We start from the raw sequence: 25,596 nt of genomic DNA, 5'->3' as shown, positions 1-25,596 counted from the left end.
CGCTTCTTTTTAATTGGATATTATTAGATAAATTATATTGATATAATTACCCTATCTACTCAGACCAAGAAAAATGCTCTGATATCATCACTCAACCTTTCAGGCTGGTCATAATGGACCATATGTCCTGTGTTCTCATAGAGCACGCAGTCCACATCGAACTTCGATTTGAAGATGGCAATCTGTTCTATTCGAGACTGATAATATTCTGCTGGCTGGTCCGCATAAATCAACTTCGTTTTTGCCATGATCCGCTCGAATGCAAGTGTCTTTTGCGAGTTGTACTGGAAGTTAAGCGCCTTAACGGCGGTGGTTCCGTTTGCGTGCCAGCAGAACTTTCCGTTTCTTTCCACAATCAGATCCTCAATCATGGTTCTTTTTAAAGGATTCAGATTGGTGTGGTTATCAAGCTCCGCCTGGACTGCGCCTTCAAAATCATCGAAGACGTACCCGTCAAAATCATCTATGTAATAGTTCTTTTCATCCTCAAAACACATGAAGGGTTTGTAATCCAACTGCCCCTTTTCATATAAGCCGGTGAAGTAGGCGTAGCCGTACTCCGGGTCGTGATATCCTCCATCTAGAAGTATCGATTTTTTTACCCTGTCAGGATATGCCGCGCTGAAGTGTAGTGCGACACTCGCACCGTAGGAGTGCGCGAGTAAGTAGAACGGCTGTTTTGTTATGGTATCTATCACCTGAGACAACCAAGGCATGAGGTAGTCAGGTGAATAGTCTGTATCGAGATCCTCGCTTTTTCCGTGCCCGGGCAGATCGATGGAAACAAGGTGGTAGTCATGCATCAGTTGATGGGCGACCTCGTGAAACGTGCAGGCTGAACCTCCAAGTCCATGGATGCCAATGATAAGCGGCTTCTCGGGATCACCCCAAGAAATAAAGCGGACATTTCTGTTTTGTATGATAATGTTTTGAGTGGTCATTTAAAATCTCCCTTTCTTATAACTCTAAACAATTATCGCACACATGACTGCGGCTTGCTCTTGATAAAGAACAGTTAAAGAGAAAAAATCCATAAAAAGGACAGAAAGAGATAGATGTGAAATCCTTATTTTGGTAAGCTTGATTTAACAGGATACTCGATTTATATGTGAAAGGATGTGTGGAGGATTATGCTTAAACTGATCTCGAAAAGAATCTATCTTGCGACACTCGAAAAAGAGGATTGTGTAAAGCTTTGGAACGATTTTGAATACGACTTCGATCAGCTTACAGAACCCCTTAATATCGGTCATTCTTCTGTCAAGGCGGATACCTGGTTTGAAGAGACTCAAAAAGATCAGGGCGACAAGCATGTGAGACTGGGCATCTTCTTATTAAAAGGTGAAGTGATCGGCGATGTCGCGCTGCAGAATATCGACTGGAAAAACAGGTCCTGCTCGATAGGTCTGGGCATCTCAACCATCAACGACCGCAGCAAAGGATACGGGACAGAGGCGCTTCAGCAGATATTGGAGTATGGGTTCAACAACCTAGGACTTGAGAAGATCACAGCGAGTACACTTGAAAGCAATATCGGCGCGCAAAAATCACTCCTGAGATGCGGATTCAAAAAAGAAGGCACCGAGCGCAGCGCGGTCTACTTCGCAGGAAAAAGGTTCGACAGGATGCACTTCGGTATTTTAAGGGCAGAGTTCAACGGGTAGGTTTTGATGAGTGATATCCCCTCTTTTTAGACTGCTTTAAAGCTCTTTTCGAGTGAATTTAAGAACAAGTCCTACCGTAAAAGAGGACTTGTTTATTTATGTTTAGATGACGTGATAAAACGATTATACTTGAACGGTCAATGTGCATTGATTCCAATTATGATAAAATTGGAAATGCACGGATGATGCTATCGGCTGTTTGATTGGGACCGCTTGATGTTATAAGTCCTAGCGACCATTTAAAGAACTGGTGGTTTACACTACCTTGTTCATAAGGAGAGATAAAAGATGAACATTGTATTCAGACAAACCCAGCTCTATAAGTTTCTCTTTCTGTGCGAAGAGCAGGCAAGGACTTTTGAGCTTGAAAAGACAATTCTAGACTGTGGAGCAGGTGGAAACATGCCGCCGCTCGGCTTGTTTTCGAGTTTCGGTTATCGGACGACTGGAATCGAGTATTCGGACAGCCAGATACGCTTATCTCGAGGATTTGAAGAGAGACATGGCGTGCAACTCAATATAAAGAAGGGCGACATGCGAAGCTTACCCTTTGAAGATGAATCCTTTTCGTTTGTGTACTCCTTCAATTCCATCTTCCACATGACAAAACTCGAGATCGACCAGTCAATTGCCGAGCTTAAACGTGTGCTGAAGCCGAACGGTCTGATGCTGATCAATCTGCTCACCCATCAGGATGAAGGGTATGGCGAGGGCACAAAGGTTGGCGAGGACGAGTTTTTGCAAGATGAGCACGGTGATCAAGTCGTTCATTCCTATCATAGCGAAAAGGAACTGCGTGAGATCCTTTCTGATATGAAAATGATTTTTAGGGAAAACAGAGTGACAGAGAGAGAGATTGAAGGTGAGATGTACAGGCAGAGCTACTGCGAGCTTATTGTTCAGAAATAAAAGTTCTGACTTGCGGGATAAGGGCGAGGTAAAGTAGTGCGGTCAATCTCAGCTCGCTAGAAGGAGAATGGATATTATGTTCTGCATGAGCTTTGGAGTCGAGGTCGTCAAAGACAGACTCATCGAAATCCTAATAAAGGTAGTTAGCTTTGTCTTCAAAAGGTGCCAGCATGGGGGAGGCAGTGATGATCAATATCTTACATAACACATTCAACATCGATGAGGATTGGTGTTTTAAAGCGTATCGGAATTATATAAAAGCTGGTGATAAAGTCGTGATAGTGGCATTTTCATTTAGAGAGGAAAGAGTTAGGAATCAAGAGGACTGGCTAAGCTGCTATGGCCGCGCGAACGGTAAATACTACAGCGGTATGGTCGATGCGTTTAAAAGGTACAGTATTGCCGAATCCGACATCACGTGGGTCAACTACTTTGAGGATAGCGTGGAGGAATCTCAGCGAAAGATCAGTGAAGCGGATATTGTCTATTTTCCAGGCGGTCTACCAGACAAGATGATGGAGAGGCTTTATGAAAAAGAACTTGTCGATCTTATCAAACGGCATGACGGTCTTGTGATGGGATTCAGCGCCGGGGCCTTGATACAACTTTCGGAGTACCACCTGACGGCCGATGAGGATTACGATGAATTTTGCTACCATAAGGGACTCTCCCTTGTTCAGGATTTCTATTTTGAAGTCCACTATGAGGGTTCTCAGGAGCAAAACGAAAGCATCTTGAGAGTGCTACTCGAAAAAAAGAAAGACGTCTATGCGGTCGGTGACAAAGGCGCATTGATTCTTGCTGACAAGCAGGTGCAACTTGTTGGTGATGTTCGATATTTTAGTCAAAAGGTGCCTGGCACGATCTGACGTGTTCAAAAGGTGACTGGCACGTTTTGGGTGTTTAACTTCTAGTCGCATGATTATATCTCATAGGAATCAAAGTCATTTGGAAGGATCAGTTCAGATTCATAATTTTTACTGAATGCAGCTTTGATTTCACTTTCGCATGTGTCGTATCTTGTGGGTAACAGGAAAACTGTCTTCAGTTCTTTGCTTTGACAGATGTCTTCTACTTGGAATAGGTTCAAATGAACGGCATCTACAACACAACACGTCGAACTGCTTACCTGACCGGTAAGCTTTTTTATTTGCTGCGGGTGTCGGATTTCTACATCTCCGAAGAATGTGACTGATTTGCCGGCAGATGTAAAGGTGTAGCCGGTGGAATCCTCGGTATGGTAGGTTGGAAAAGTCTTTAGCGTGTACTGGTCGATTTGAAGGATTTGATTTTCCTTTAGGACGATATACTCCGCAGGGTCGTCGATAAAGGTGACAAATAGACGGATGCACTCTCTCGCAAGATTTATGGCGGATTCTGGTCCGTAGATCCTTATTTTATTGTGATGAAGATGATAGAGCATCATGACCACGCCGGGTAAACCTAGCGTGTGGTCGATATGCTCGTGGGTCAAGAAGATCGTGTCAAGCCCTGTTAAATCGATCCCCGTTATAAGCAGTTGTCTTTGTGTACCTTCACCGCAATCAATTAAAACGGCTGAGCGGTCATGAAAGGATAGCAAAGTACTTTGCGAGTTTCTGCTGGCAGTGGGTATGCTTGCTGTGCCTAGAAAGTTCAGTTTCATGTTGTTCACTCCCTTTATAGTTATTGTTGGCTTCCTATTTTGGAATGTTCAAATGCAAAGTTTGACGAGGAATTTTATAAAACCACACTAAGAAAATAGTATCGGCAAGACTTTAATCCCTTAATGCTCGATTGTATATAACCATATGTCCATTTTCACCTGTACATGTACTTTAAGGCGCTGCGCTTCAAATGCAAGAAAAGCAATAAGGTGAGAGAAATGTTTGCCTTGCTTTTGAAGCGTAGCGCCTTGAAATAGACGAGAGGCATGGTGGGATCAAATGTAGGATGACATGCCACTTAGGTAAATGAAGATTTGCAAATGAAGCCCCTTAGTGTGGTTTTAAAAATTGCGGTTCTCTTTAACTTTCATCAAACCCGAACAAAATCTCCAGCAACCGCTCTTCTTCCTCAACTTGATGGCTGCCATCGGGTGATAGGTGGAATAAGACTTCGTCCTCTTTCCATAGTCCGCCGATCGGCTTTAACATGTACTCTGCGATCTTGCTTAGCTTTTCGTACTTTTCCTCGAATTGTTGTCTTTCATATAAATCTTCGATGAGCCGGTATAGTTCAGGCTCGTTCTCTTCGATCAGCTTTAGATGCAGTTTCGGTTTTCCTGCTTCCCAGTTCCTGATTCTCGCATAACACGATAAGAACCAGTCCATGGAGGAATAGATGAAGTAGACGGTGTATAGCTTGTTGTCGTGAAGCCTATGGGTCAGTTTGTCCAGAATGTGCCTGAAGGTGAATCTGAAGAGCATGACTTCGAATTCGGACAGTGTATCGTCTGTTTTCCAGGTGGTATTAATTCTGTTTAACAAAGCCTCTGTGATTCCATCCTTGTCGTATAGGATGGTGCAGTTCATATGAACGTGCAAGAACTCGTTTAGCGGATGATCCGCCATGAAGTCGTTTACCGACAGCAACATGCAGTCCACAGGAATGCCCTTTATGTGAAAGTGCACTCCTTCGATGTTTTTGGAAAGAGGCTTGTCAAAAATCACCGTCAGGTCGTAGTCGCCCGCTTTGCTCATGTCGCTGTAGCTTCTGCCACCGTATTCCACGATACCCACCATGTTTTCGTTTCGCTTGAGATGTGTGATGAATGCTTCAATGCTGTCAAATGCGTTCTTATCGATCATGATGATTACCTTCCTTTTATGTATTCAACCATCGTATCAAATGGAGCGATGGATATCAAATGATTTAGAGATGAATTTTCCAACAATTAGTATATTTATCCCTACAGTAGTTTGCTATACTTAACAGGGAAAGAGGTGGCACATGATTGTAATAAGCGATAAGCTAAGGCTTGTAAGGCCTACTGAGGATAGATATTTTGAAGCGCTTGCCTGGTACGGCGACCGCTACGTGCTTGACCATTCGGAAGGACTGGGATCTGAACCGTACGGCATGGATACCATCACTGCCATGTACGGGTATCTAAAGGAAAAAGGGGAACTGTTTTTTATCGAAGTGTTCGAAAACGGAACATGGACCGCGATCGGCGATGTGACGCTTAGTGAATCTACCATGCCGATTGTGATCGGTGTGTCCAAATACAGAGGTGTCGGTATCGCAAGCAAAGTAATAAAGGCGCTGCTTCAGCATGCGAAGCGGTCCGGTTATGAAAGGATCGAGCTCAAAGAGATCTACCGATACAATCAGCCGTCGATCAGCTTGTTTCAATCTTGCGGATTTAGGGCTTTTGAATCGAGTGATGAGACCGTCAGGATGTCGATCGACTTGAAAGACGTGAAAACCAATACGGAATGCTGGTTTGTCAGGCATGGCAAATCGGTGTATGTCAAAGGGGACGACCGCAACATGCCCCTTGATGAAAAGCATCTTGGTGATGTGGAACGGATCACCGAGTATTTTTCTGAAATTGAAATAGACCACGTGATTGCGAGCACCTTTAGGCGGGCGGTGGATACGGTTAGTGGCATTGCAAATGAAAAGCGGCTCGCCGTAGAAGAAATCGAGGACCTTAGGGAACGTGAAGTCGGTGAGTATGTCGAGGACTTCAAGGCCTTTGTTCAAAGGCAGTGGTCGGATTTCGAGTATGCGTCGACGGGTGGAGAATCGATCAATCAGGTGAAGGGACGGGGAGTGGAAGCCTTTGAAAAAGTCTTGAGCCGGCACGATGGAAAAAGGATCGTGATCGGGACTCACGGGACCATCCTCACTGCGCTTCTCAACCATTATGACCCGGGTGTAGGATATGAGTTCTGGTCACAACTAGAGATGCCGGACATGGTAAGGGTTGAGTTTTGTGAATCGTCTATTGCGAGTATCGATATAGGGGTATGGAAAGGAGCTTCTCGAAGGGGACAGGAGTCAGGGTCTTGAGATGATGAAGGTCGGGCTGGGTTGAGCAATGTGCTGATTAGAAGTGTGCTGAGGTGACAGGGTGGAGATAACGATTAACAATCTATTTTTAGGTGTGGCTGTCATCGTCTTAATGACGGTGATTTTCACAAAGTACTGGATGAGACTGATGAACGGACTTGGAAAACTACTGGGGATCCAGTGGATTCTAAAAAAACTATTTAAACTGCCGAACAAGAAAGACTAAGGAGCTGTCATGCATAATTTTCATAAGTCGATAACAGAAATGATCTTTATCAGCGATGAACTAGGACCTGCTGATGTGATACTTGTCGCTGGTGGGAGCAGGCCTGAACTTGCTTCGAAGGCCGCCGAGCTATACCATAGGGGGCTTTCCGAGTATGTTCTCGTGTCGGGTGGAGAGAACAGGAAGCTGAAAACCCATGCGACCGAATGTGACTATTTGACGGAGCTGCTCCTAAAGATGGATGTTCCTGAAACCGCGATCCTAAAAGAGGACAAGGCGGCTCACACCTTTGACAACGCCGTGTTCAGCCATGAGCTGCTCAAAGAAAAAGGCGTTGACCTGAAAAAAGCGATTCTCGTATGCAAGACTTTTCATGCCAAAAGGTGCAAACTGACCTATGAACTCAACTCGGGTCCGGATACGATCTTCATGGTCGCACCCGTTGTCGATGAAAGGAAGCTGACAGCAGAGAACTGGTATTTAAAAAAGGAACACGCGGCACTTGTGTTCGACGAAATTGAAAAGATTAGCAAGTATTTTAGGGATAAGCCGGTGTGACCAGAAAGGTGATGAGAGAAATGTTTGCCTTGCTTTTTAAGCGAAGCGCCTTGAAATATGCGGTAGGCGTGGTGGGATCAAATGTAGGATGAGATGCCACTTAGGTAAATGAAGATTTGCAAATGAATCCCCTTGGTGTGGTTTTCAAAATTGCCTTGCTCTTTCAGCCTTGATTGGAATAAGGACTTAAAACAGCTTTCAGGGAGGGTAGACATAAAGCCTATCCGTAGAGGACATAAGCTAGATCGTATAGGACAGAAATTTCTATGCATTTCATCTTTGAGTTTAAAAGGGCTGGCACAAGGCGCAGCGACTACGCGAGTATTTTTTGTGCGGGTATGTGGAGAGGGAACTAGGACGTAGTGGTAACAGGGAGGATTTATGGTTAAGGCGATTATTTTTGACTTATTTGAGACACTGGTGACGGAAGCGAACGTGAAGAAAATGAGCGGTGTTCAGATTGCTGAAAAACTTAAGTTGTCTGTGGGCGACTATTACGCCGAGGTAGGCAAGTACAGGGAGTGCAGGTACCGCGGAGCGTATCCGGATTTTCGAGAGGTGTTACGTGAAATCACGGACAAACTAGGCGTGCCCGTGGATGAAGCGGTGATCGAGGAGCTGAATGCGGATAGGATCAGCGGCAAGTCGGCCTGTTTCAAAGAGGTGCCTGGTAAGAGCATAGCCCTTTTGAAGTCGATTCGGTCAAAGGGAATAAAAACCGTACTGATCAGCAATGCGTCAGTGGAGGAAATCGATGGCTTCCATGCATCGGACCTTCCCGGTTATTTTGACGAGGTGCTCTTTTCATGTGATGTCGGTCTTATCAAACCTGAAAAGGAAATCTATCTGGAGGCCGCAGGGCGAATCGGAGTGTCTGCTAAGGAATGCATCTTCATCGGCGATGGAGGAAGCGACGAGTTAAACGGAGCTGCCAAGGTAGGGATGCTCCCTATACGGGCCGACTGGTTTACAAAAGCATATGGTCAATTGAAGCCGACTATCTATAGGACTTATTCGCAAGTGGAAGATCTGGTGAAGGAAATCGAGTCCGATAGTTTGGATGTTTAATTCTAGGTAATAAGTAGAGAGAAAGGTTTGCCTTGCAGTTGAAGCGAAGCGCCTTAAAATAGGGATTAGACGTGGTGGGATCTAGTGCGTGATAACATGCTAGTTGAGTAAATAAAGATTTGCTAATGAACCCCCTTAGTGTGGTTTTCAAAATTGCATTTCCCCTTTGTGTTGGAGAGGGCTGGCACAAGGCGCAGCTACTACGCGAGTTTTTGTATTCCAACTACGTGTAAAAAGCAACTTGCTATGTTATAAAGGCCTGGGAATTTTGGACATTGAGATCGTCTACGGCTAGTGAATCAGAAGAATCGCCAGCATGATCAAATAAGTATTAAGAGTGGCGAAATAAAATGTTCGATAGCTGCTTTGTTGCGGTATAATGGTGATAGACCGAACCAATTGAAGGGAGAACAGGATGACAGCAAGAGAATTTTTAAAGAAACTTCCAACGAGACTTGGCATGGGGTGTATGAGATTTCCTATGATGGCTGATGCAAAAGGTCAGACGGACGTGGATATCGCGGAAGCTATCAAGATGATCAGACACAGTATCGATGAAGGTGCTGTCTATGTGGATACCGCATACCCGTATCATGGTGGTGTGAGCGAAAACATCGTGGCAAAAGCGCTAAAGGACGGCTACCGTGAAAAAGCGGTTTTAGCAGACAAGCTTCCGAGCTGGTTGGTGAAGGAACCTGCTGATCTTGAAAAATATCTGAACGAGCAGCTTGAAAAACTTGAAACGGATCATATCGATTTTTATTTGTTACACGCACTGTCTGTCGACCACTGGGCCAACTACGACAAAGAAGCCTTGGTCGATTTCATCAAAAAGATCAAAGCTGACGGCCGTGTCAAGTATATCGGGTTCTCGTATCATGACGAGTTGCCTTTATTTAAGGAAATTGTCGATTTTTATGATTGGGACTTTGTTCAAATCCAGTACAACTATCTGGATATCGAGTATCAGGCCGGGCTTGAAGGGCTTGAATACCTGGATGAAAAGGGTATCGCCGTAGTCATCATGGAACCGCTTAGGGGTGGAAGCCTGTCGGGTGTCATGTCTGAAGATGTGCAAATGATGATCAGGAAACACTCACCAGAAAGCAGCAACACACGATTCGCATTCGACTATCTGCTTGCCGACAGCAGAGTGGATATGGTACTTAGTGGAATGTCCACAATGGAGCAACTCGATGAGAACTTAGCGACTTTTAAACGGAATGTGGCTCCTCATACTGAAGAAGATATAGTACACTATAGACAGGTAAGAAAAGCGATCAACGATAAGGTGAAGGTGCCTTGCACGGCGTGCGACTACTGCATGCCTTGTCCGCACGGGGTGAAAATACCACAGGCGTTCAGAGTGTTCAATCAAGGGCATATGTTCAACAAGGTTGAGGAAATGGGTAGGGAATACCTGAAGCATGCGCCGCTTGAAACACGTGCGTCAAAATGCATCGCGTGTGGAGAATGCGAACCGAAATGCCCTCAGCATATCGAAATCATCAAAGAACTTGCAGAGGTAGCAAGGGTGTTCGAAGGATAGGTTTACGAAAAGGAGAAAAATTATGTTTGCACATGAATCGGATAGAGAAGCGAAAGTCATCAACAGCGATACGGTTAAAAATGCTGCGATGAAAGTGCTCGTCGGTGCTGAAGAGGGTTGGGACAACCATGTGATGCGCATCATCGAGCTTGATGAAGAGGGCTATAGCCCGGAGCACAGCCATCCATGGCCGCATATCAACTACATGATCGAAGGCGAAGGCGTACTTATGATGGATGGAACTGATAATCCTGTGAAAGCTGGAAGTTTTGCTTATGTTCCTGCCGGAATGCACCACCAGTTTAAAAACGCTGGTAAGGGAAAATTCAGGTTCATCTGCATCGTCCCTTCAGAGGGGCATAAATAAGTGTGAATACCACTCAAGCGGACGAAGTCATTCGTCCGTTTTTATTTTTTTGAAAACCAGTTTAATGGCTCAATGATATACAAAATATGTTAAACTTAGTTATAAGATAGGTGTCAATACACAGGAGGAAGCTATGGGTAACTTTTACACACATGCGGAAATTTACGATAAAATCAGGTATCCGGGGATGCAAGATAGGTTGAAAGGCTTTTATAAGGACATCTTTGCAGGTAAAAACATATCTACCGTGCACGATGTCAGTTTTGGAACGGGTAATCTGACAGCCTGTCTTGACGAGCTTCAGATAAAAGTATCCGGATCGGATTTGAGCCTTGAGATGCTCGAGCGGGCAAAAGAAAAATATGGTAGTAAATATCCCCTCTATCAGGCGGATTTTAGATTGGTCAGCAAAACGGTGGCAGAAAAATTCGACTGCGTGATGTGCACGGGCAACTCGCTCGGGCATGTGCCCAATGATGATATCGCAAAGGTTGTATCCGAAATGGACGCCCTTGTTTCAGGAGACGGATATATTTTTATCGACTCAAGAAACTGGGATAAGATCAGACGTGACAGGCAGCGGTTTTACACCTATGCTCCTCTCTTTGTCGGCGAAGAGAGGATCAACCTTGTTCAGGTCTGGGACCACGACATCGAGACGATCACCTTCAACTTCTTGTTCACCTATGAGAAGGAGAATAAGATCACAGGGAAAGACATATTGCATGAGACCTATTTTCCGTTCGAAAGACAATTGCTTGAAAAGGAATTAGAGGCATGTGGATATTCGGTGATGGAATCCGGAGCCCAAATGAACATGCCTGTTGAAATAGAAGCGGCAGACTGGTACTACATTTTAGCGAAAAAAGGAAAGGTGTGACATGATCAAAAGAGTCTTAGCTGTTATCGGCATTGTCATCACACTAAGTGCATTTGCATGGCTGGTGGTTCAGGTGGCGACGCCGGATGCCGGTGCCGTAGGAATCATCGGTGGGGCGGACGGTCCAACCGCATTCTTCGTGGCATCACGAGTCAACTGGGTTGAAATAGGATTCCTTGTCGGTGCTGGTGCGCTGATCATCCATCTGATAGTCAAAAACAACAGGCAAAAAAAGAATAATAAAGAAGAAAATTAGGCATATTCTTCTTTATCCACCACTAGATTTACCATTAATTATCCATTAAATCCATTTAGTTCACTTTGTGAAAACTAAATGGATTTTTTGCATTTAAGTTTACGGTTAACACGCATAACAATCGATCATAATTGAATAATTAGGGCATGTTAGGGTAATACATGTCTAAGGGAGGTGAACTCGGTGAAGCAAAAGATTTTTGGCGTTTATATCACATTGATCGCTCTATTTACAATCATGCTTTTCATGGGGTTCGGATTCCTTGAAACCGCGATGTACGATACGTCGTCCAACGCATTGTTTATTCATGATTTCGAATACAATGGAGTTTTAAGTGATTTTTCAGAACGTAAGATAGATCCCAAAGACAGCGGTATATTCAACTACGAAAGAAGAATCACTGAAGCGGAGCTTGAGAATATCAGCGGAGATCTGATGCTACTGATCACACGGCTGAGAGGGAACTGGCATAAGATCTACTGGAACGGTACTCTAATCGCCGAGATCGGCTCCAGCGAACTGGTGAGCAACAATATCTGGCATGATAGCTATAAGTTCGCTATCGATAGAAAGCTGATCGATAAGGTAAACACCTTATCGTTTACCACGTATTCGGAGTATAAGATCGGATTTAGCACAGTTCCCATTATTATTGCAGGGGAATCAAATGCAAATAAGCTGTATGCCGCCCTTAAAATGGTGCATTCAAACTTTTATAGCGTAGTCATCAGTTCGATGGTGGCGCTGTCGAGTATGCAGCTGCTGTTATTTGGTATGACCAAGGCATATGATAAAAGATATAGCCTATTGCCGCTTAGTATTTTAGCGGTAGCCATCTATCTGCTTGATTACGTCGTTTTTCCATATGCTCCTTTGTCACCACTTCTATTTAAAAAGATAATCATCTTGGCCTTGTATATGTCCACAATGATCATGGGGCTTGCCCTATCCAGAATTTACGAGAAAAAGATACTGCTTTGGGCGAGCGGGGCACTCCTGGGTGCGGGTTTTCTTCTTTGTCTTATCTCGTCGAATAGTGTTATGTTATCCGATGGCTATAATATCATCAACCTCTTTCTTCTTGTGAATGTCCTTTTATGGTTTGTCACTTCGCTTAGGAGTTATATAAGGAAAACCAATCCTGAAGATGTCATGATAGCTATAGCTTCATTGCTGCTTCTTATTCCAGGAACCTATGACACGTTCATTCTGCTTTTGGATTTCGGCGAGAAGCTGAGGATGACCGTGTTCGGTGTGACATTTTATGCTGCGGCGGTTCTATTGATCGCAATGATCAACTATATCGATTATCAGAAAAAGATATATCTTGCAAGTGAAGAGCTGGCGACTGAAAAGGAACGAATGGCTGTGGCTTTGAACACGGATGAGTTGACCGGACTTTCGAACCATCGGAAATTTTTCGAGAAATTTCAAAATGAGATATTGAGTGATGGACACCACACGGAGATCCTTTTTATCGATATTGATCAGTTTAGAGCGGTCAACAACGCTTTCGGGCATACCGTCGGTGATGAGATTCTGAAAAGGATTGCTGAAATCATTGTCGAACATGCTGAATCGAGGGACCATGTGTTCCGATTCGGTGGAGAAGAGTTTGTAATGATGTGCAATATACTGTATTATCAAAACCCTAAGGAAGTTGCAGAAAAAATTAGGCAGGCAGTGATAAAAGATAAGCTATTGACTGATATGTGCAGCTTTTTCACCCTAACGGTTTCGATAGGGATAGCAGGTTATCCGATGGATTCTGTGGCACCGAAGATGGTAGTGAGAAAAGCGGAAAAAGCCAACGAATACGCAAAAGCCAGTGGAAGAAACCGGATATGCGTCTACGAAAGAAGCATAGAGGATAAGCTTGAATCGGCTGCGAACCAGCAACTTAAGAAGACGCTCTTGTCGGACTTTGTATTCACGCTTGCCGCTGCGATTGATATGAAAGACATCTATACCGGCAGGCATTCGGAAGAGGTCACCAGATATGCGATGATGATCGCAGATGAGATGCGCTTGAGCGACGATATGAAGTATGCCTTGAAGTTAGGAAGCATGTTGCATGATTTAGGAAAAATAGCCATACCTGATACGATCATTAAAAAAAAGGACCAGCTTAGTGAAGAAGAGTATGAAAAAATCAAGGAACATACCATCATAGGCTACAATCTGATTAAGGAACTGGTCGATGACAATCTGGTGGTCACTTGTGTCAGAAACCACCATGAGCGTGTGGATGGTAAAGGATACCCAGACGGTCAAAAAGGGGATGAGATACCGCTCCTCGCGCGTATCGTTTGCATTGCAGACGCCTATCATGCTATGATTTCAACAAGACCTTACAGAAAAGAACTGAGCCAAAAGATGGCATTGGAGCAGCTAGAGCTGTTTAGCAACAGGCAGTTTGATGCTCAGATTGTCGAAGTGTTTGTAAAAGTGATTACCGGAAACAACAACTAATCGTAAGGGAGGTGGTAGTCTGAGCGGATTACGTAGAATTTTAATATTAGGTGCAGCAGTGCTTGTGATTATGGGAATGTTCGGAACTGCCGCTTTTTTTGAACTTAGACGTTCTGAATCGAGCAACAGCGAGTTAATCACCAATGATCTTGTAACTTTACAGTCTTATATCGACAACACAGTCGTTCAGCGGATAAGGCAGATGGACGGTTTGAGTGCTTATTTGAAGTTTGTCAGAAGTACTGAACGTGAGATTCTCGATCCTTTTGTAGGGCAGCTGATCATGATAGACGATCCGATTATAAAGAATATTGCGGTAATCGAGGGGTCTACCATCAGGTATCAATATCCTCTAAATGGCAATGAGGCTTCTATCGGTGTGGATTTAACTGAAGTTGATGCTCAAAGGGGATCGATTCTAAAAGCGATGGAGACCTTGGCTCCAACTATCAACGGACCTATCAATCTTGTTCAAGGTGGTCGAGGTCTAGTGGTGAGAGTTCCCATCGCGCTTGAAGAGGGCAACCCGGATAGCTTTTGGGGGATGATCAGCCTGGTCATCGACTATGAGGAGCTGATCGATCAGCTGATTCCCATCGAGCTGTTAGAACGCTACAAACTAAAAATTGAGCTGATCGACAGGGCAGGTGTTGTTGAAGAGCTGGTATTTAGCACCGATGAGGTTGTCAACGCAGAAATGACCAGGGATGTGCCGGTTTACGGAAACTTCTGGAGGATATCAGCGGAAAGAGACGATCCCAATAAGTTTTCAGTTGCGATCTACTGGCTGATATCTCTAGGCGCGTTGATGGTGTTTGTGGTGACGTGGCTTATCAACAAATGGATGACTTATGACCATATCCTGAATGTCGAAGTTGCGGAGCGTACAAATGAACTTAAGGAGACGAATGAAATATTGGAGCAGTATGTCGCCGAGTTCGAAGAAAAGCAGGCAGAACTAACGATTGTAAATCAACAGCTGGAGGATTCCATCGAGGAGCTTGAAGCGACTCAGGAGCAACTGGTGCTGACCGAGAAGTTGGCTGCGCTTGGAGATCTTGTGGCAAGTCTTGCTCATGAGATCAACACTCCGCTCGGTGTCTGTGTGACACTCTATTCCTTTATTGAAGACAATATCAATAAGCTCTCAAAAAACTTGAGCAGTAAGAAACATGAACTCTTGATTGAGGAAGTTAAGGGTTTTGTCGAGGAAAACAATGAGGCGCTTCATCTGATGGGCGTGAACCTGAAAAGATCCTCAGAGCTGGTCTCGAGTTTCAAGATGGTTGCGATGGACCAGTACCTGGATGAGTACCGAATTATCAATCTGTCTGAATATGTTGAAGAAATCATCAACAGCATCAGACCGAAATATAAGAAAATCGATACGATGCTCACCCTGGACATCGACCCGGCAATCCGGCTATATACCTATCCGGGTGCTATTTCACAAATCGTGACCAATCTGATTACCAATTCTGTGATCCATGGCTTTGATGGAAACCAAGATGGTGAGATGTCCTTTACAGCCACCTATGTCGATGAGCGGCATGTCAGGATTGATTATCAGGATAATGGAAAAGGCATCGACGATGAGGTTCGCGAGAAAATATTCACTCCATTTTTCACCACTAAGAAGAACAAAGGAAGTACAGGACTTGGAATGCACATCTTATATAATGCCGCAGTCCAGACCCTTGAAGGAAAGGTGAATCTTTTGAGATCTTCCGAAGGTTTCAGGATTCAAATCGTCATACCTACAACTATAAATGATTCAAAAAATGCCTCCCTGTGATATAGGGAGGCATTTCTTATTTCTATTGATTAAGTGTGCTTATCAGTCGTGCACACCTTCATGATTGAAGCGAACATTGAATTTTACACGCCATTCGTCGAAAGTGGCATATACGACAGGTACAAGAACCAAAGTCAGCAAGGTCGATAAGAGGAGACCTGAAATTACAGCGGTTGCAAGCGGCGCTTGAGATTCGGCTCCCTCGCCGATTCCAAGGGCAAGCGGCATTAAGCCAAGAACCGTAGTAAGTGTCGTCATCAGAATCGGACGCAATCTGATCGGTCCGGCTTCTTCTATCGCCTGATCTCTCGATTCGCCAGCCATTCTTCTTGTGTTGATGTAATCCACCAACACAATGGCGTTGTTTACAACGATACCTGCAAGCATGATCATACCGATAAACGAAGGTGTACTTAGTGTGCGTCCTGTGATAAAGAGCCCAAAAAGCGCGCCTGAGAAGGATAGCGGCACTGTGAGTATGATGGTGAATGGATGGATGAGCGACTCGAACTGTGATGCAAGAACCATATAGACGATGATGATTGCAAGAATCAGAGCAAGCAACAGGTCTTTGAAAGCATCGATCATCTCTTCGTTTTCACCGCCGATTGTCACATAGTAATTGTCAGGTAGCTCGTACGTTTCAAGTACGGCCTCGATATCGGTCACGATCGATCCAAGATCTCGATTCAGAATTTGAGATGTGACAGAAACGAAGCGTGACTGGTTGTCCCTGTTGATTGAAGTCGGGCCTTCCTTGACTTCGATGATGGCGATCTCTGAAAGTGGAACCGTATAGCCGTATGGAGTATTGATCGGAAGACTTCCGAATCCTGTGATACTCTCTTTGTAAAGCGGGTCGCCAACAATCGTCACGTCGATCTCATCGCCATCAAGCTTGAGCGTGGTGGCTGTTTGACCGGCGATAGCTGTTTTGACAGCGTTGGCGATACCGGACGCGTTTAGGCCGTGATAGGCGGCCTTGTTCCTTGTCACATGTACTAGAATCTCCTCGATGCCTTCTCCGGTGCTGACTTCGACCTCTCTTGTTCCGTCGACTGTCTGGACTAAAGCCTTGATGTCTTCTCCGATAGAGGCGAGTACTTCTAAGTTGGTGCCCTTTATATTGATATTGACCGGAGCCTGGGACATGCCGCCGAATCCCATCGAAATGACATTGACCTTCGCATCGACTCCTGGAAGTGTGCGCAAGAACTTGCGTGTCTGATCGGCGAGGTCGGTGGTAGTCATCATGCGCTCTGTGAGCGGAATCAGTTTGATTCTGACGCTTGCCGTGTTTGTCGCGTTGGTTTGTAGAAACGCGTTGCCATCGGACCCTACCGTGCTGTAGACCGATTCGATATCGGGTTGTTCTTTAAGGTACTTCTCGATGGTAGTGACTACGGTGTTGGTCTCTTCAAGGTCGGATCCCAGCGCCAGATTGACGGAAATTGAGAACTCGCCCTGGTCCAGTGCCGGGAAAAACTCCTGGCCTATGCCGAAGATGGATACCATGCTTGTCACAAAGGTTAAAAACGCAATGAGTAGGCTGGTTTTCTTATGGTGGATAGCCCAGCGAAGGATTTTCTTGTAAAGGTGCTCGAGTCCGCTGAAAGCCTTATCGAAGGAGTTATAAAACCAATCGAATATCCTGCTTTTTCCGTGATGTTCACTACCCATCTGGGCATCGACCTTTAGGATTTTAGAACTCAACATAGGAATGACTGTCAATGAAACAATCAGTGAAGCTCCTAGCGAGAAGGCGACGGTGAGTGCGAGCTCCCTGAAAATTGTTGATGTAATTCCTTCCACAAAGGAGATGGGAAGAAAGACCGCGACTGTTGTTAGTGTGGAGGCGGTTACCGCCATCGCCACTTCCTTGGCGCCGTTTATCGCAGCATCCTTTTTAGAGTGACCCATCTGCCTGAACCGGTAAATGTTTTCAAGTACCACAATGGAATTGTCCACCAGCATGCCAATGCCAAGTGCCAGTCCACCCAGTGTCATGAGGTTGAGTGTGATATTCATATAGAACAGCAGTACAAAGGTAGCGATGATGGATACCGGTATGGAGATACCTATGATCACTGTAGTGCGGATATTTCTTAAAAAGAGATAGAGGACAAGAACGGCAAGAACCGCGCCGTATCCTGCGCTTGATACCACATTTGTGATGGAAGCCTTGATGAATCTGGATTGGTCAGTGACGACATCGAGCTCATACTGAGGAAAATCAGCTTGAATCTCACTAACTTCTGTAAGGATCCTTTCTGCGACCTGTACCGTGTTGACGCCGGACTCCTTTTGAATGGAGAGATTGATCGCCTCTTTTCCGTTGGTTTTGACAAGACTTGTTACGTCCTTATATCCAAATGTGATGTCGGCGACATCTCTGAGTTTAATGCTCTCACCGCTAGAAAGCGTCAGGTAGAGGTTGGCGATCTCGTCGATCGTACTGAACTCACCAAGGGTACGGACCGTTAAGGTCCTCTCTCCTTTTTTTACGGTCCCGCCGGGAAGGTTTAGGTTTTCGATACGCAGCATTTGAGCGATCTGATTGATATCCAGACCGTATCCATGCACATATTCGGACTTCAGTTCAATTTTGATTTCAGGCGTATATCCTCCTGAAAGGTTTACAGAGGCTACCCCCTCCAGGCGCTCAAGCCGTGGCTTTATCTCATCTTGTGCGACAGACTGGGTAAGTGCCAGGTCGTTGGCGTAAATCGATAGATCGACGATAGACTGGGCATTCGGATCGATTTTTAAAATCAAGGGATTTGTCGCGTCATCAGGTAAGAAAGGAGCGACAAAATCCACTTTTTCCCGGATGTCGAGAGCCGCAAAATTCATATCGGTTCCAAAGGCGAACTGTATGATGACCAGCGAGTTTCCCTCGGAGGAGATGGACTGGATGGTTTCAATATTTTGTACGGTTCCTACCGCTTCTTCGATTCTTGCCGTCACTAAATTCTCGACCTCTTGAGGTCCGGCGCCTTCATAATTTGTCGAAACGATCGCCACAGGAATCTCAAAATCAGGGTAAAGGTCGATTGGAAGTCTCGTGAGTGAGACAAATCCAAGAATGACGACGATCAGAGTGACCATGAGAATCGTAACAGGACGTCTTACTGAAAGTGTAGATATGTTCACTCCTCATCCCTCCTGATATACTTAGTCTCAATATCATCCCTAATGAACTGCTGTCCTTTTACAACGATTTCGTCGCCGGGCATCAGGCCGTCGATGACTTCGACAAAGTAGCCGTTGTCGAAGCCTAAGGATACGGGCTGCCTTACTGAAGCCTCTCCTGTCACTTTAAACACATAATATCCGCTATTATCCTTTAGGACGGCAAGCGAAGGAATGCGGGTAGTCGCGATGCCGCTTGATAGGTCGAAGACCACTTCGGAGTACATGCCCGATTTGACCGTTGAATCGCCTTCGAAATGAATGCTGATCGGGTAGAGCTTCGAGTTTAGGCCTGGAGTAGGCGAAATCTCTACGATCAATCCTGTATAGGTCGAGTCGATGACGGGAATGATGATAGTAGCCTCGTCGCCTAGGGCGAGATGCTGCACAACGTTCTCAGAAACCTTGAGTTCGAGTTTAAAGGTGCTGTCGTCGATAATTTTGCAAAGTATGCTACCAGCCTGAACCATATCCCCTGAGTTGATGCCCAGGTTGGTTATCGTCCCCGGCGCATCCGCTGTGATAGAGGAATCCTCGAGCGTTTCAGACAGATTTTCGTACTGCAGTCTAGTCTGCTCATATTGAAGCCTTGCGGAGGTGACGGGTGAGTTTGAAGCCGCAAGCTGTGCCTGTTCTAGCTGTTGTTTTGAAATGGCGCCCTGATCATAGAGCTGTTGGGTACGCTCAAGTGTTGCAAGCGCGTCCTTGTAGCGTTCAGAGGCGCTGTTGTAGCTTACGTAAGCAAGGTCGAGCGATTTTTTAGTCTGTTCCAGCTGCTTCTCGATGGCTTCCTGATCCAATTCGATGAGGATATCACCCTCTAGCACCACGTCGCCATTTTTGACATGGACAGCCAAGACCTCGGAAGTGGCAGGTGAGAAGACCAAGTTCTCCTGATTATGGGATACGGTTCCGTTTAGCGAATAGAAATCCTCGACGACTCCACTGGTCACAAGATCTGTCACTACGGTGATATAGGGAATATCCGATTCGGTAACTGCTTGCGGGGTACATGCTGCCATAAGCAGTGAAAATGCAAGAAAGATAGCTGATTTCAATGGTTTCATATTTTTCTCCTTCAGAACTGACCGGCTGGTTTATTAACATAATCATACGCCGATCGCATGTTGAAATCAAGTGAGGTTTAACGGGGTTTTACAGTGTGTTACAATAAGAGTACTTAAGTGAAAAGGGGACTCTCTGTGGAACAATATATCAATAACAATCTGATACTCAACAACCTGATAGATAGTGTCTATGATGCGATATGCGTCATCGACCAGTCGTATAAAGTTCTTCTTTGGAATGCTTCAGCTGAAAGGATCTATGGAATCAGCAAAAGCAAGATCATCGGTAGTGACTTGAGAGATGTGTTTCCTAATGCACTTTTACCCTCGGTGATCGATTCTGAAACGTCTTATATCAACCACTTTCACCAACCATCCGAGGGCAAGCGCATGGTCATCACTGCAAAGCCTGTCTATATGGATGGAAAGCTCATCGGTGCGATCAGCGCAGACAGGGATGTCTCCGAGCTTTCGGAACTAAGTGAGAAGCTGTCGCTTGTCACCGATAACCTGGATAAGTTAAAGGAAGAGATCGAGCACCTCTACGAGGACAAGTTCTCCTTTAGCGAAATCATAGGGGCGTCTCCCCTTATGCTTGAGGCTGTGGAAATGGCCAAAGCGGTCGCGAAGTCCACCTTGTCCGTGCTGCTTACAGGTGAGAGCGGAACAGGCAAGGAGCTGTTTGCCAGAGCGCTGCATGAACGAAGTGGCAGAAAAGGGTTGTTCGTTCCCATCAATTGCAGCGCGATTCCAAAAACCCTTTTGGAGTCCGAACTGTTCGGCTATATCGAAGGGGCCTTTACAGGGGCCATGCGAGGTGGCAAAGCCGGGCTGTTTGAAATCGCCAATGACGGCACCTTGTTCTTAGATGAGATCGGCGATATGCCCATGAGCATGCAGTCCAAACTGCTCAGGGTGCTTGAAGACGGCAAAGTCCAAAGAATCGGTTCGGTCAAGTTTATCGATACGGATGTGAGAATCATCGCGGCGACAAATCATAATTTGAGGGAACAGATTGACAAGAAGCGGTTTAGGAGCGATCTGTTCTATCGGTTGAACGCGGTACATATCAAACTTCCGGCGCTTCGTGAACGAAAAGAGGACATAGAACTGCTTGTCTATGAGTTCACCAGAAGGTACTGCAGTGAAAGAGCGATCGACATGATCGATTACGATGAACACGTTCTGAAAAAACTTATCGATTACAGATGGGACGGGAACGTAAGGGAACTGAAGAACATGATCGAGCGTTTTGTCATCATGTGCAATAATGAGCAGTCCAAGATGGTAGGTATCGAAATGCTTCCTGATGAGGTACTAGGGCAGTTGTCCAGTAATTCTGACAAGGTGGGGCTGATCAAAGCGATTGAGCAGTTTGAAAAGAGCATGATTGAAAGGACGCTGATTGCGTGTAACGGCAACCGGGCAAAATGCGCAAAACGACTTGGTATTCCAAGGAGTACGTTATACTTTAAACTAGATAAGTACCAGATACTAGATGGGATAGACGGAGTGTCAAGATCCTGACTATGTGTCTAAGAAATTGACACACTGTAAAAAGGTTCAAAACTAAGCCTTTCATATACAGTGTGTTTTTTATTGTGCAAGATTCTGACGCACCCATCAAAATGCAGTTGTTTGAATTTCGTTAATTTTCTGACTATTGGCTTTGAATGCTGTGTTTGGTGTGGATAAGGTAATGCGGATTTATGGCATGATACTTGCAATATGTTAAGTAACGAAGGAAATGTTAAAGGAATGTGAGTAAATCAAACCAGCGGAGGAAATATGAGACTTGAAGAACATCCAATATTGAAATTTGAACGAGGCCCGCAAATTGAGTTCTATTTTGAAGGAAAAGCCATGAAGGCGTATCTTGGTGAAACCATTGCGGCAGCACTCCATGCCAATGACGTCAAGATTTTGTCGCATAGTGCGAAAACCCATTCACCAAGGGGCTTGTACTGCGCAATCGGCAACTGCTCATCCTGTCTGATGACGGTAAACGGCATTCCTAATGTGAGGGTATGTGTCGAACTGATTGAAGCAGGCGATGACGTGCGTATTCAAAAGGGTAAGGGGGATTTGCTATGATCCATACAGATGTTCTGATTGTAGGAGGCGGTCCTGCAGGATTAGCGGCTGCCATTACCGCATCCCGATATGGCAAGGATGTGATTCTGATGGAGCGAGACCCGCATCTGGGTGGGCAGCTTATCAAACAGACCCACATGTTTTTTGGTTCAGAAAAGCAAAGAGCCTCAGTCAGAGGCTTCGATATAGCAAAAGAGATGTTCGACAAGCTGGATACCATCTCGAACATAAGAATTTTTAAAAAGACCACAGTGACGGCCATGTACGACGATGGTGTTGTGACAGCGTCCAATAAGGACGGATATATCAAACTCAAACCAAAGGTTGTCATCATCGCTACAGGGGCTTATGAGAAATCGCTGGCTTTTCCTGGTAACACTCTTCCTGGAGTATATGGAGCTGGAGCCGTGCAGACCCTGATGAACATGCAGGGTATTAAACCTGGGCAATCGGTCGTGATGGTCGGTGCCGGGAATATAGGTCTCATCGTCAGTTATCAGCTCTTGCAAGCAGGTGTCGACGTCAAAGCGATCGTGGATGCTGCTCCGAGTATCGGAGGATATGCTGTTCATGCCGCCAAAGTCAGACGCATGGGGGTTCCTATCCATACGCGCTATACCGTAAAAAAGGCCCATGGTGAGAAGGTATTGACTGGAGCGACGATCTGGGCGCTTGATGAACGTTGGCAGCCGGTTGAGGGAACTGAGATCGATTTGGAATGTGACATCATGTGTGTTTCCGTGGGCTTATCACCGCTCTCTGAACTCTTGTGGCAAAGGGGCTGCGAGATGGTCCATATCGGTGAGCTTGGGGGGTACGTACCGCGCACCGACCTACACCATGAAACGAACATACCTGGGGTTTTTGTCGCAGGGGATGTCGGAGGCATAGAGGAAGCTAGTTCTGCGATGGTCGAAGGCTACCTGACAGGACTTTATGTGAACAAGAGGCTCGGTGTGGAGGATCCTGAAATGACCGAGCTGATCGAGGATTACCACAAGCAGCTGATGGAACTGAGATCCGGTCCTGTCGGCGACAAAATAAGAGCGGGTCTTGACCGCGCCAAACTTTAGGAGGTTCCCATGTTGCTACAAACAGGTGTGCCGACACCAGAAGATATTGAGGGCGTGTTCCCAAGTGTAGCTAGGCTGCAAAAGGGACCTATAGCGATTTTTGAATGCTATCAGCATATTCCCTGCAATCCTTGCTTTACAGCGTGTAGACTTGGAGCGATCACGGAATTTGAGGATATCAACGATCTTCCAGTCCTTCTGGAGGAAAAATGCTCGGGTTGCGGCCTATGCATTGCAAAGTGTCCCGGGCTTGCGATTACGATCGTGGACTACAACTATTCCCCGACAAAGGCGCTGATGAAACTACCATATGAGTTTTTACCGCTTCCTGAAGAGGGTGAGCTCGTAGACGCGCTAAGCAGGGATGGAGAAGTGGTGTGCGAGGCTCAGATTGTGAAGGTGCTCAATCCGGTTTCCTTTGATAAGACACCGATCATATCCATCATTTTTGACAAAGAACTGATAAAAGTCGTGCGTCACTTTAGAAGACGTGCGTAGGGAGTGGAACATGTGCAAAGAAAAGAGAACGGTCGCATGCCGATGTGAAGATGTGACACTTGATGAGATAAGAGACTATATTGGAATGGGCTATACGGACCTTGAGGAACTCAAGAGGGTATTGAGGATATCGATGGGCAGATGCCAGGGGAAAACATGCCTGCCGATTGTTATGAGAGAGCTTTCGATCGCCACGGGGGTGCCGCTCAGTGAGATGAAACCGACGACGTTCAGACCACCTACTGTGGGGATATTGCTTGGCGACCTTGCCAAAGGAGGACTTGTCCATGAAGAGTAGAGCGGATGTTGTCATCGTCGGTGGCGGGATTTCGGGAGCGGCTATCGCATACAATCTGGCTAAAAAAGGTGTGAAGCATATCGTAGTGCTTGAAAAATCCTATCAAGGATCAGGATCGACAGGCAGATGCGGGGCGGGTATCAGGCAGCAGTGGGGCACGGAGATGAACTGTCGGCTGTCCAAGCTGTCGAACGAGTATTTTGAAAAGGCCAAAGAGGAGCTTGAGTACCACGGTGATCTTGAGTTTAAACAAGGCGGATACCTGATTTTGGCATCAACGGATTCGGAACTTGAACTTTTTAGGCGAAATGTGAGATTACAGAATAAATTAGGCATAAGGAGTCAGTTGATTTCGAATGAAGAAGCCAAGGAGATCGTACCTTTTTTAGTGACGGATGAAATCGTCGGTGCGACTTATCATGAAAAGGATGGACACTTGAATCCGTTTACAACGCTTGACGCTTTTGTAAGAGCTGCAAAGCGTATGGGCGTGACCTATCTCACCCATACGGAGGTTACGAAAATAAATGTACAAAAGGGAAGAGTTGTCGGTGTTGAAACGACAGCCGGGAACATCGCAACCGATACGGTGGTCAATGCTGCAGGAGGTTATTCGAAGGTCGTCGCCGATCTTGCGGGAGTTGCGATCCCCACCTATTCGGAAAGACACCAGATACTCGTAACGACTCCGATCAATCCCATTTTGAAACCCATGGTGATGTCATTTTCAAAGAATATCTATACTCAGCAGGTGCCACACGGTTCAATCATCATGGGAAGAAGTGACGCTTCAGAACCAAGGGATCTGAATAACAGGTCAAGCTGGCAGTTTTTAGATGAGATGGCTAAGACGGTCACATCGCTTCTTCCGCCCCTTGAACGCGTGAGGGTGGTAAGGGCTTGGGCGGGTCAGTACAATCTGACACCCGACAAACAGCCGATTCTTGGCGAGGTGCCGGATGTTAAGGGATTTTACCTGGCGGTCGGATTTAGCGGACATGGATTTATGTTCGCACCAGCCACAGGAATTCTATTGTCTGAAATGATCTTAAAGGAAAAGCTGACAATAGACGTCTCAGCACTGGGGCTGAACAGGTTTTCAAAGGGTGAGTTAATTATCGAACCATCCGTTGTGTAGCGTATCTAGTCAAGTATGAAGCTCATATATCAAACCAGCAATCGTTTTCAAATTACAAATACAAAGCGTAAAAAATACTTTCATTTCTTTTGAAAGTATTTTTTTAAATAATCAGAAAACGATTGACTTGCATTTGGCAATTGTGTACACTAGGTTCAAATCAAAGTTAGCTAAGACGGAGACAGATGTCTTACGTACGCAGTCAAAGAGAGCCGATGTCGCTGTGAATTCGGTACTGTAGTAAGCCGTATATCCCTCCCGAGCTGTCCGCTGAATTCAAGTAAGTGCGACCGAGTAGTTTCGTTATCGACTTAGGCTTAGTTGAGCTGAAGAGGTGCCTTTTACGGCACAATTAAGGTGGTACCGCGGGAATATACCCGTCCTTAAGCAAATGCTTAAGGACGGGTTTTTTGTATAATCAGGGACTTAACGCCTCCAGAAGAAATCTCCTGAAGCACTTGTTTAAGCTGAGTGTGTCATTATATTGAATTTA

The 25,596-nt window shown here is 45.5% G+C and carries 24 protein-coding genes and 1 other annotated feature; of the genes, 19 read left to right on the top strand and 5 right to left on the bottom strand.

All coding sequences use genetic code 11. The annotated features are described in order from the left end of the window. Nucleotides 1–59: 59 nt before the first annotated feature. Nucleotides 60–941, bottom strand: coding sequence for an alpha/beta fold hydrolase (locus tag DWB64_RS06100; protein ID WP_129487324.1), 882 nt, complete (start codon nt 939–941; stop codon nt 60–62). Between the two features lie 189 nt (nt 942–1,130). Here DWB64_RS06100 and DWB64_RS06095 point away from each other — a divergent pair, with 189 nt between their 5' ends. From DWB64_RS06095 to DWB64_RS06085, 3 genes are all read left to right on the top strand, one after another. Next, entirely contained in the window at nt 1,131–1,664 is a 534-nt protein-coding gene (locus tag DWB64_RS06095; protein WP_129487323.1) for a GNAT family N-acetyltransferase, read from the top strand. Nucleotides 1,665–1,952: 288 nt separating this feature from the next. After that, nucleotides 1,953–2,573 carry a class I SAM-dependent methyltransferase gene (locus DWB64_RS06090; RefSeq protein WP_129487322.1) on the top strand — a complete coding sequence of 207 codons (621 nt, stop codon included), beginning with the start codon at nt 1,953–1,955 and terminating at the stop codon, nt 2,571–2,573. Between the two features lie 185 nt (nt 2,574–2,758). Continuing rightward, nucleotides 2,759–3,442, top strand: coding sequence for a Type 1 glutamine amidotransferase-like domain-containing protein (locus DWB64_RS06085; RefSeq protein WP_164980264.1), 684 nt, complete (start codon nt 2,759–2,761; stop codon nt 3,440–3,442). A gap of 53 nt (nt 3,443–3,495) precedes the next feature. Here the strand turns inward: DWB64_RS06085 and DWB64_RS06080 are convergent, their stop codons facing one another. Together DWB64_RS06080 and DWB64_RS06075 are read right to left on the bottom strand one after the other, a co-directional pair. Next, nucleotides 3,496–4,218, bottom strand: coding sequence for an MBL fold metallo-hydrolase (locus tag DWB64_RS06080; RefSeq protein WP_129487320.1), 723 nt, complete (start codon nt 4,216–4,218; stop codon nt 3,496–3,498). Nucleotides 4,219–4,579: 361 nt separating this feature from the next. Then, the gene (locus tag DWB64_RS06075) at nt 4,580–5,362 is read right to left on the bottom strand and encodes a hypothetical protein (protein ID WP_129487319.1); all 783 of its coding nucleotides are present in this window, start codon (nt 5,360–5,362) and stop codon (nt 4,580–4,582) included. A 142-nt stretch (nt 5,363–5,504) separates the two neighbouring features. On the opposite strand from DWB64_RS06075, the gene DWB64_RS06070 reads away from it, so the two are divergent. The 10 genes from DWB64_RS06070 to DWB64_RS06030 all read left to right on the top strand — a co-directional run bounded on the left by DWB64_RS06070 (nt 5,505) and on the right by DWB64_RS06030 (nt 15,743). After that, nucleotides 5,505–6,572, top strand: a complete 1,068-nt coding sequence (locus tag DWB64_RS06070) for a GNAT family N-acetyltransferase (RefSeq protein WP_129487318.1) — start codon at nt 5,505–5,507, stop codon at nt 6,570–6,572. Nucleotides 6,573–6,633: 61 nt separating this feature from the next. Further along, entirely contained in the window at nt 6,634–6,798 is a 165-nt protein-coding gene (locus tag DWB64_RS19215; RefSeq protein WP_164980263.1) for a hypothetical protein, read from the top strand. A gap of 9 nt (nt 6,799–6,807) precedes the next feature. Beyond that, nucleotides 6,808–7,356: a YdcF family protein gene (locus DWB64_RS06065; RefSeq protein ID WP_129487317.1), complete on the top strand. Its 549-nt coding sequence runs from the start codon at nt 6,808–6,810 to the stop codon at nt 7,354–7,356. 381 nt (nt 7,357–7,737) lie between these two features. Next, nucleotides 7,738–8,424, top strand: a complete 687-nt coding sequence (locus tag DWB64_RS06060; RefSeq protein ID WP_129487316.1) for an HAD family hydrolase — start codon at nt 7,738–7,740, stop codon at nt 8,422–8,424. Nucleotides 8,425–8,839: 415 nt separating this feature from the next. Beyond that, on the top strand, nt 8,840–9,973 hold the full coding sequence (locus DWB64_RS06055; protein WP_129487315.1) for an aldo/keto reductase: 1,134 nt from the start codon (nt 8,840–8,842) through the stop codon (nt 9,971–9,973). 22 nt (nt 9,974–9,995) lie between these two features. Further along, nucleotides 9,996–10,340 carry a cupin domain-containing protein gene (locus DWB64_RS06050; protein ID WP_129487314.1) on the top strand — a complete coding sequence of 115 codons (345 nt, stop codon included), beginning with the start codon at nt 9,996–9,998 and terminating at the stop codon, nt 10,338–10,340. Between the two features lie 133 nt (nt 10,341–10,473). Then, the gene (locus DWB64_RS06045) at nt 10,474–11,220 is read left to right on the top strand and encodes a class I SAM-dependent methyltransferase (RefSeq protein ID WP_129487313.1); all 747 of its coding nucleotides are present in this window, start codon (nt 10,474–10,476) and stop codon (nt 11,218–11,220) included. 1 nt (nt 11,221) lies between these two features. Further along, nucleotides 11,222–11,476: a sodium ion-translocating decarboxylase subunit beta gene (locus tag DWB64_RS06040; protein WP_129487312.1), complete on the top strand. Its 255-nt coding sequence runs from the start codon at nt 11,222–11,224 to the stop codon at nt 11,474–11,476. 183 nt (nt 11,477–11,659) lie between these two features. Continuing rightward, nucleotides 11,660–13,948, top strand: a complete 2,289-nt coding sequence (locus DWB64_RS06035; RefSeq protein WP_129487311.1) for a diguanylate cyclase — start codon at nt 11,660–11,662, stop codon at nt 13,946–13,948. Nucleotides 13,949–14,006: 58 nt separating this feature from the next. Further along, entirely contained in the window at nt 14,007–15,743 is a 1,737-nt protein-coding gene (locus tag DWB64_RS06030) for an ATP-binding protein (RefSeq protein WP_129487310.1), read from the top strand. A 42-nt stretch (nt 15,744–15,785) separates the two neighbouring features. Here DWB64_RS06030 and DWB64_RS06025 read toward each other — a convergent pair whose 3' ends face one another. Next, the gene (locus tag DWB64_RS06025; protein ID WP_129487309.1) at nt 15,786–18,896 is read right to left on the bottom strand and encodes an efflux RND transporter permease subunit; all 3,111 of its coding nucleotides are present in this window, start codon (nt 18,894–18,896) and stop codon (nt 15,786–15,788) included. Further along, nucleotides 18,893–20,002 (bottom strand): efflux RND transporter periplasmic adaptor subunit, encoded by a 1,110-nt coding sequence (locus tag DWB64_RS06020; protein WP_129487308.1) that lies wholly within the window; start codon nt 20,000–20,002, stop codon nt 18,893–18,895. The genes DWB64_RS06025 and DWB64_RS06020 overlap by 4 nt, the downstream gene beginning before the upstream one ends. A 135-nt stretch (nt 20,003–20,137) precedes the next feature. On the opposite strand from DWB64_RS06020, the gene DWB64_RS06015 reads away from it, so the two are divergent. The 6 genes from DWB64_RS06015 to DWB64_RS05990 all read left to right on the top strand — a co-directional run bounded on the left by DWB64_RS06015 (nt 20,138) and on the right by DWB64_RS05990 (nt 25,103). Then, on the top strand, nt 20,138–21,529 hold the full coding sequence (locus DWB64_RS06015) for a sigma-54-dependent Fis family transcriptional regulator (protein WP_164980262.1): 1,392 nt from the start codon (nt 20,138–20,140) through the stop codon (nt 21,527–21,529). 261 nt (nt 21,530–21,790) lie between these two features. Further along, nucleotides 21,791–22,096: a (2Fe-2S)-binding protein gene (locus tag DWB64_RS06010; RefSeq protein WP_129487306.1), complete on the top strand. Its 306-nt coding sequence runs from the start codon at nt 21,791–21,793 to the stop codon at nt 22,094–22,096. After that, nucleotides 22,093–23,169 (top strand): NAD(P)/FAD-dependent oxidoreductase, encoded by a 1,077-nt coding sequence (locus tag DWB64_RS06005; RefSeq protein WP_129487305.1) that lies wholly within the window; start codon nt 22,093–22,095, stop codon nt 23,167–23,169. Before DWB64_RS06010 ends, DWB64_RS06005 begins: the two co-directional genes overlap by 4 nt. A gap of 9 nt (nt 23,170–23,178) precedes the next feature. Then, nucleotides 23,179–23,667: a 4Fe-4S binding protein gene (locus DWB64_RS06000; RefSeq protein WP_129487304.1), complete on the top strand. Its 489-nt coding sequence runs from the start codon at nt 23,179–23,181 to the stop codon at nt 23,665–23,667. A gap of 10 nt (nt 23,668–23,677) precedes the next feature. Beyond that, nucleotides 23,678–23,965 carry a (2Fe-2S)-binding protein gene (locus tag DWB64_RS05995; RefSeq protein ID WP_129487303.1) on the top strand — a complete coding sequence of 96 codons (288 nt, stop codon included), beginning with the start codon at nt 23,678–23,680 and terminating at the stop codon, nt 23,963–23,965. Further along, nucleotides 23,955–25,103 carry an FAD-binding oxidoreductase gene (locus DWB64_RS05990; RefSeq protein WP_129487302.1) on the top strand — a complete coding sequence of 383 codons (1,149 nt, stop codon included), beginning with the start codon at nt 23,955–23,957 and terminating at the stop codon, nt 25,101–25,103. Before DWB64_RS05995 ends, DWB64_RS05990 begins: the two co-directional genes overlap by 11 nt. Before the next feature lie 163 nt (nt 25,104–25,266). After that, nucleotides 25,267–25,491 (top strand) — a binding site (T-box leader). Nucleotides 25,492–25,596 lie beyond the last annotated feature (105 nt).

The organism is Fusibacter sp. A1 (assembly GCF_004125825.1).
Classification (GTDB): Bacteria; Bacillota; Clostridia; order Peptostreptococcales; family Acidaminobacteraceae; genus QQWI01.
This window is presented reverse-complemented; position numbering and strand designations above follow the sequence as displayed.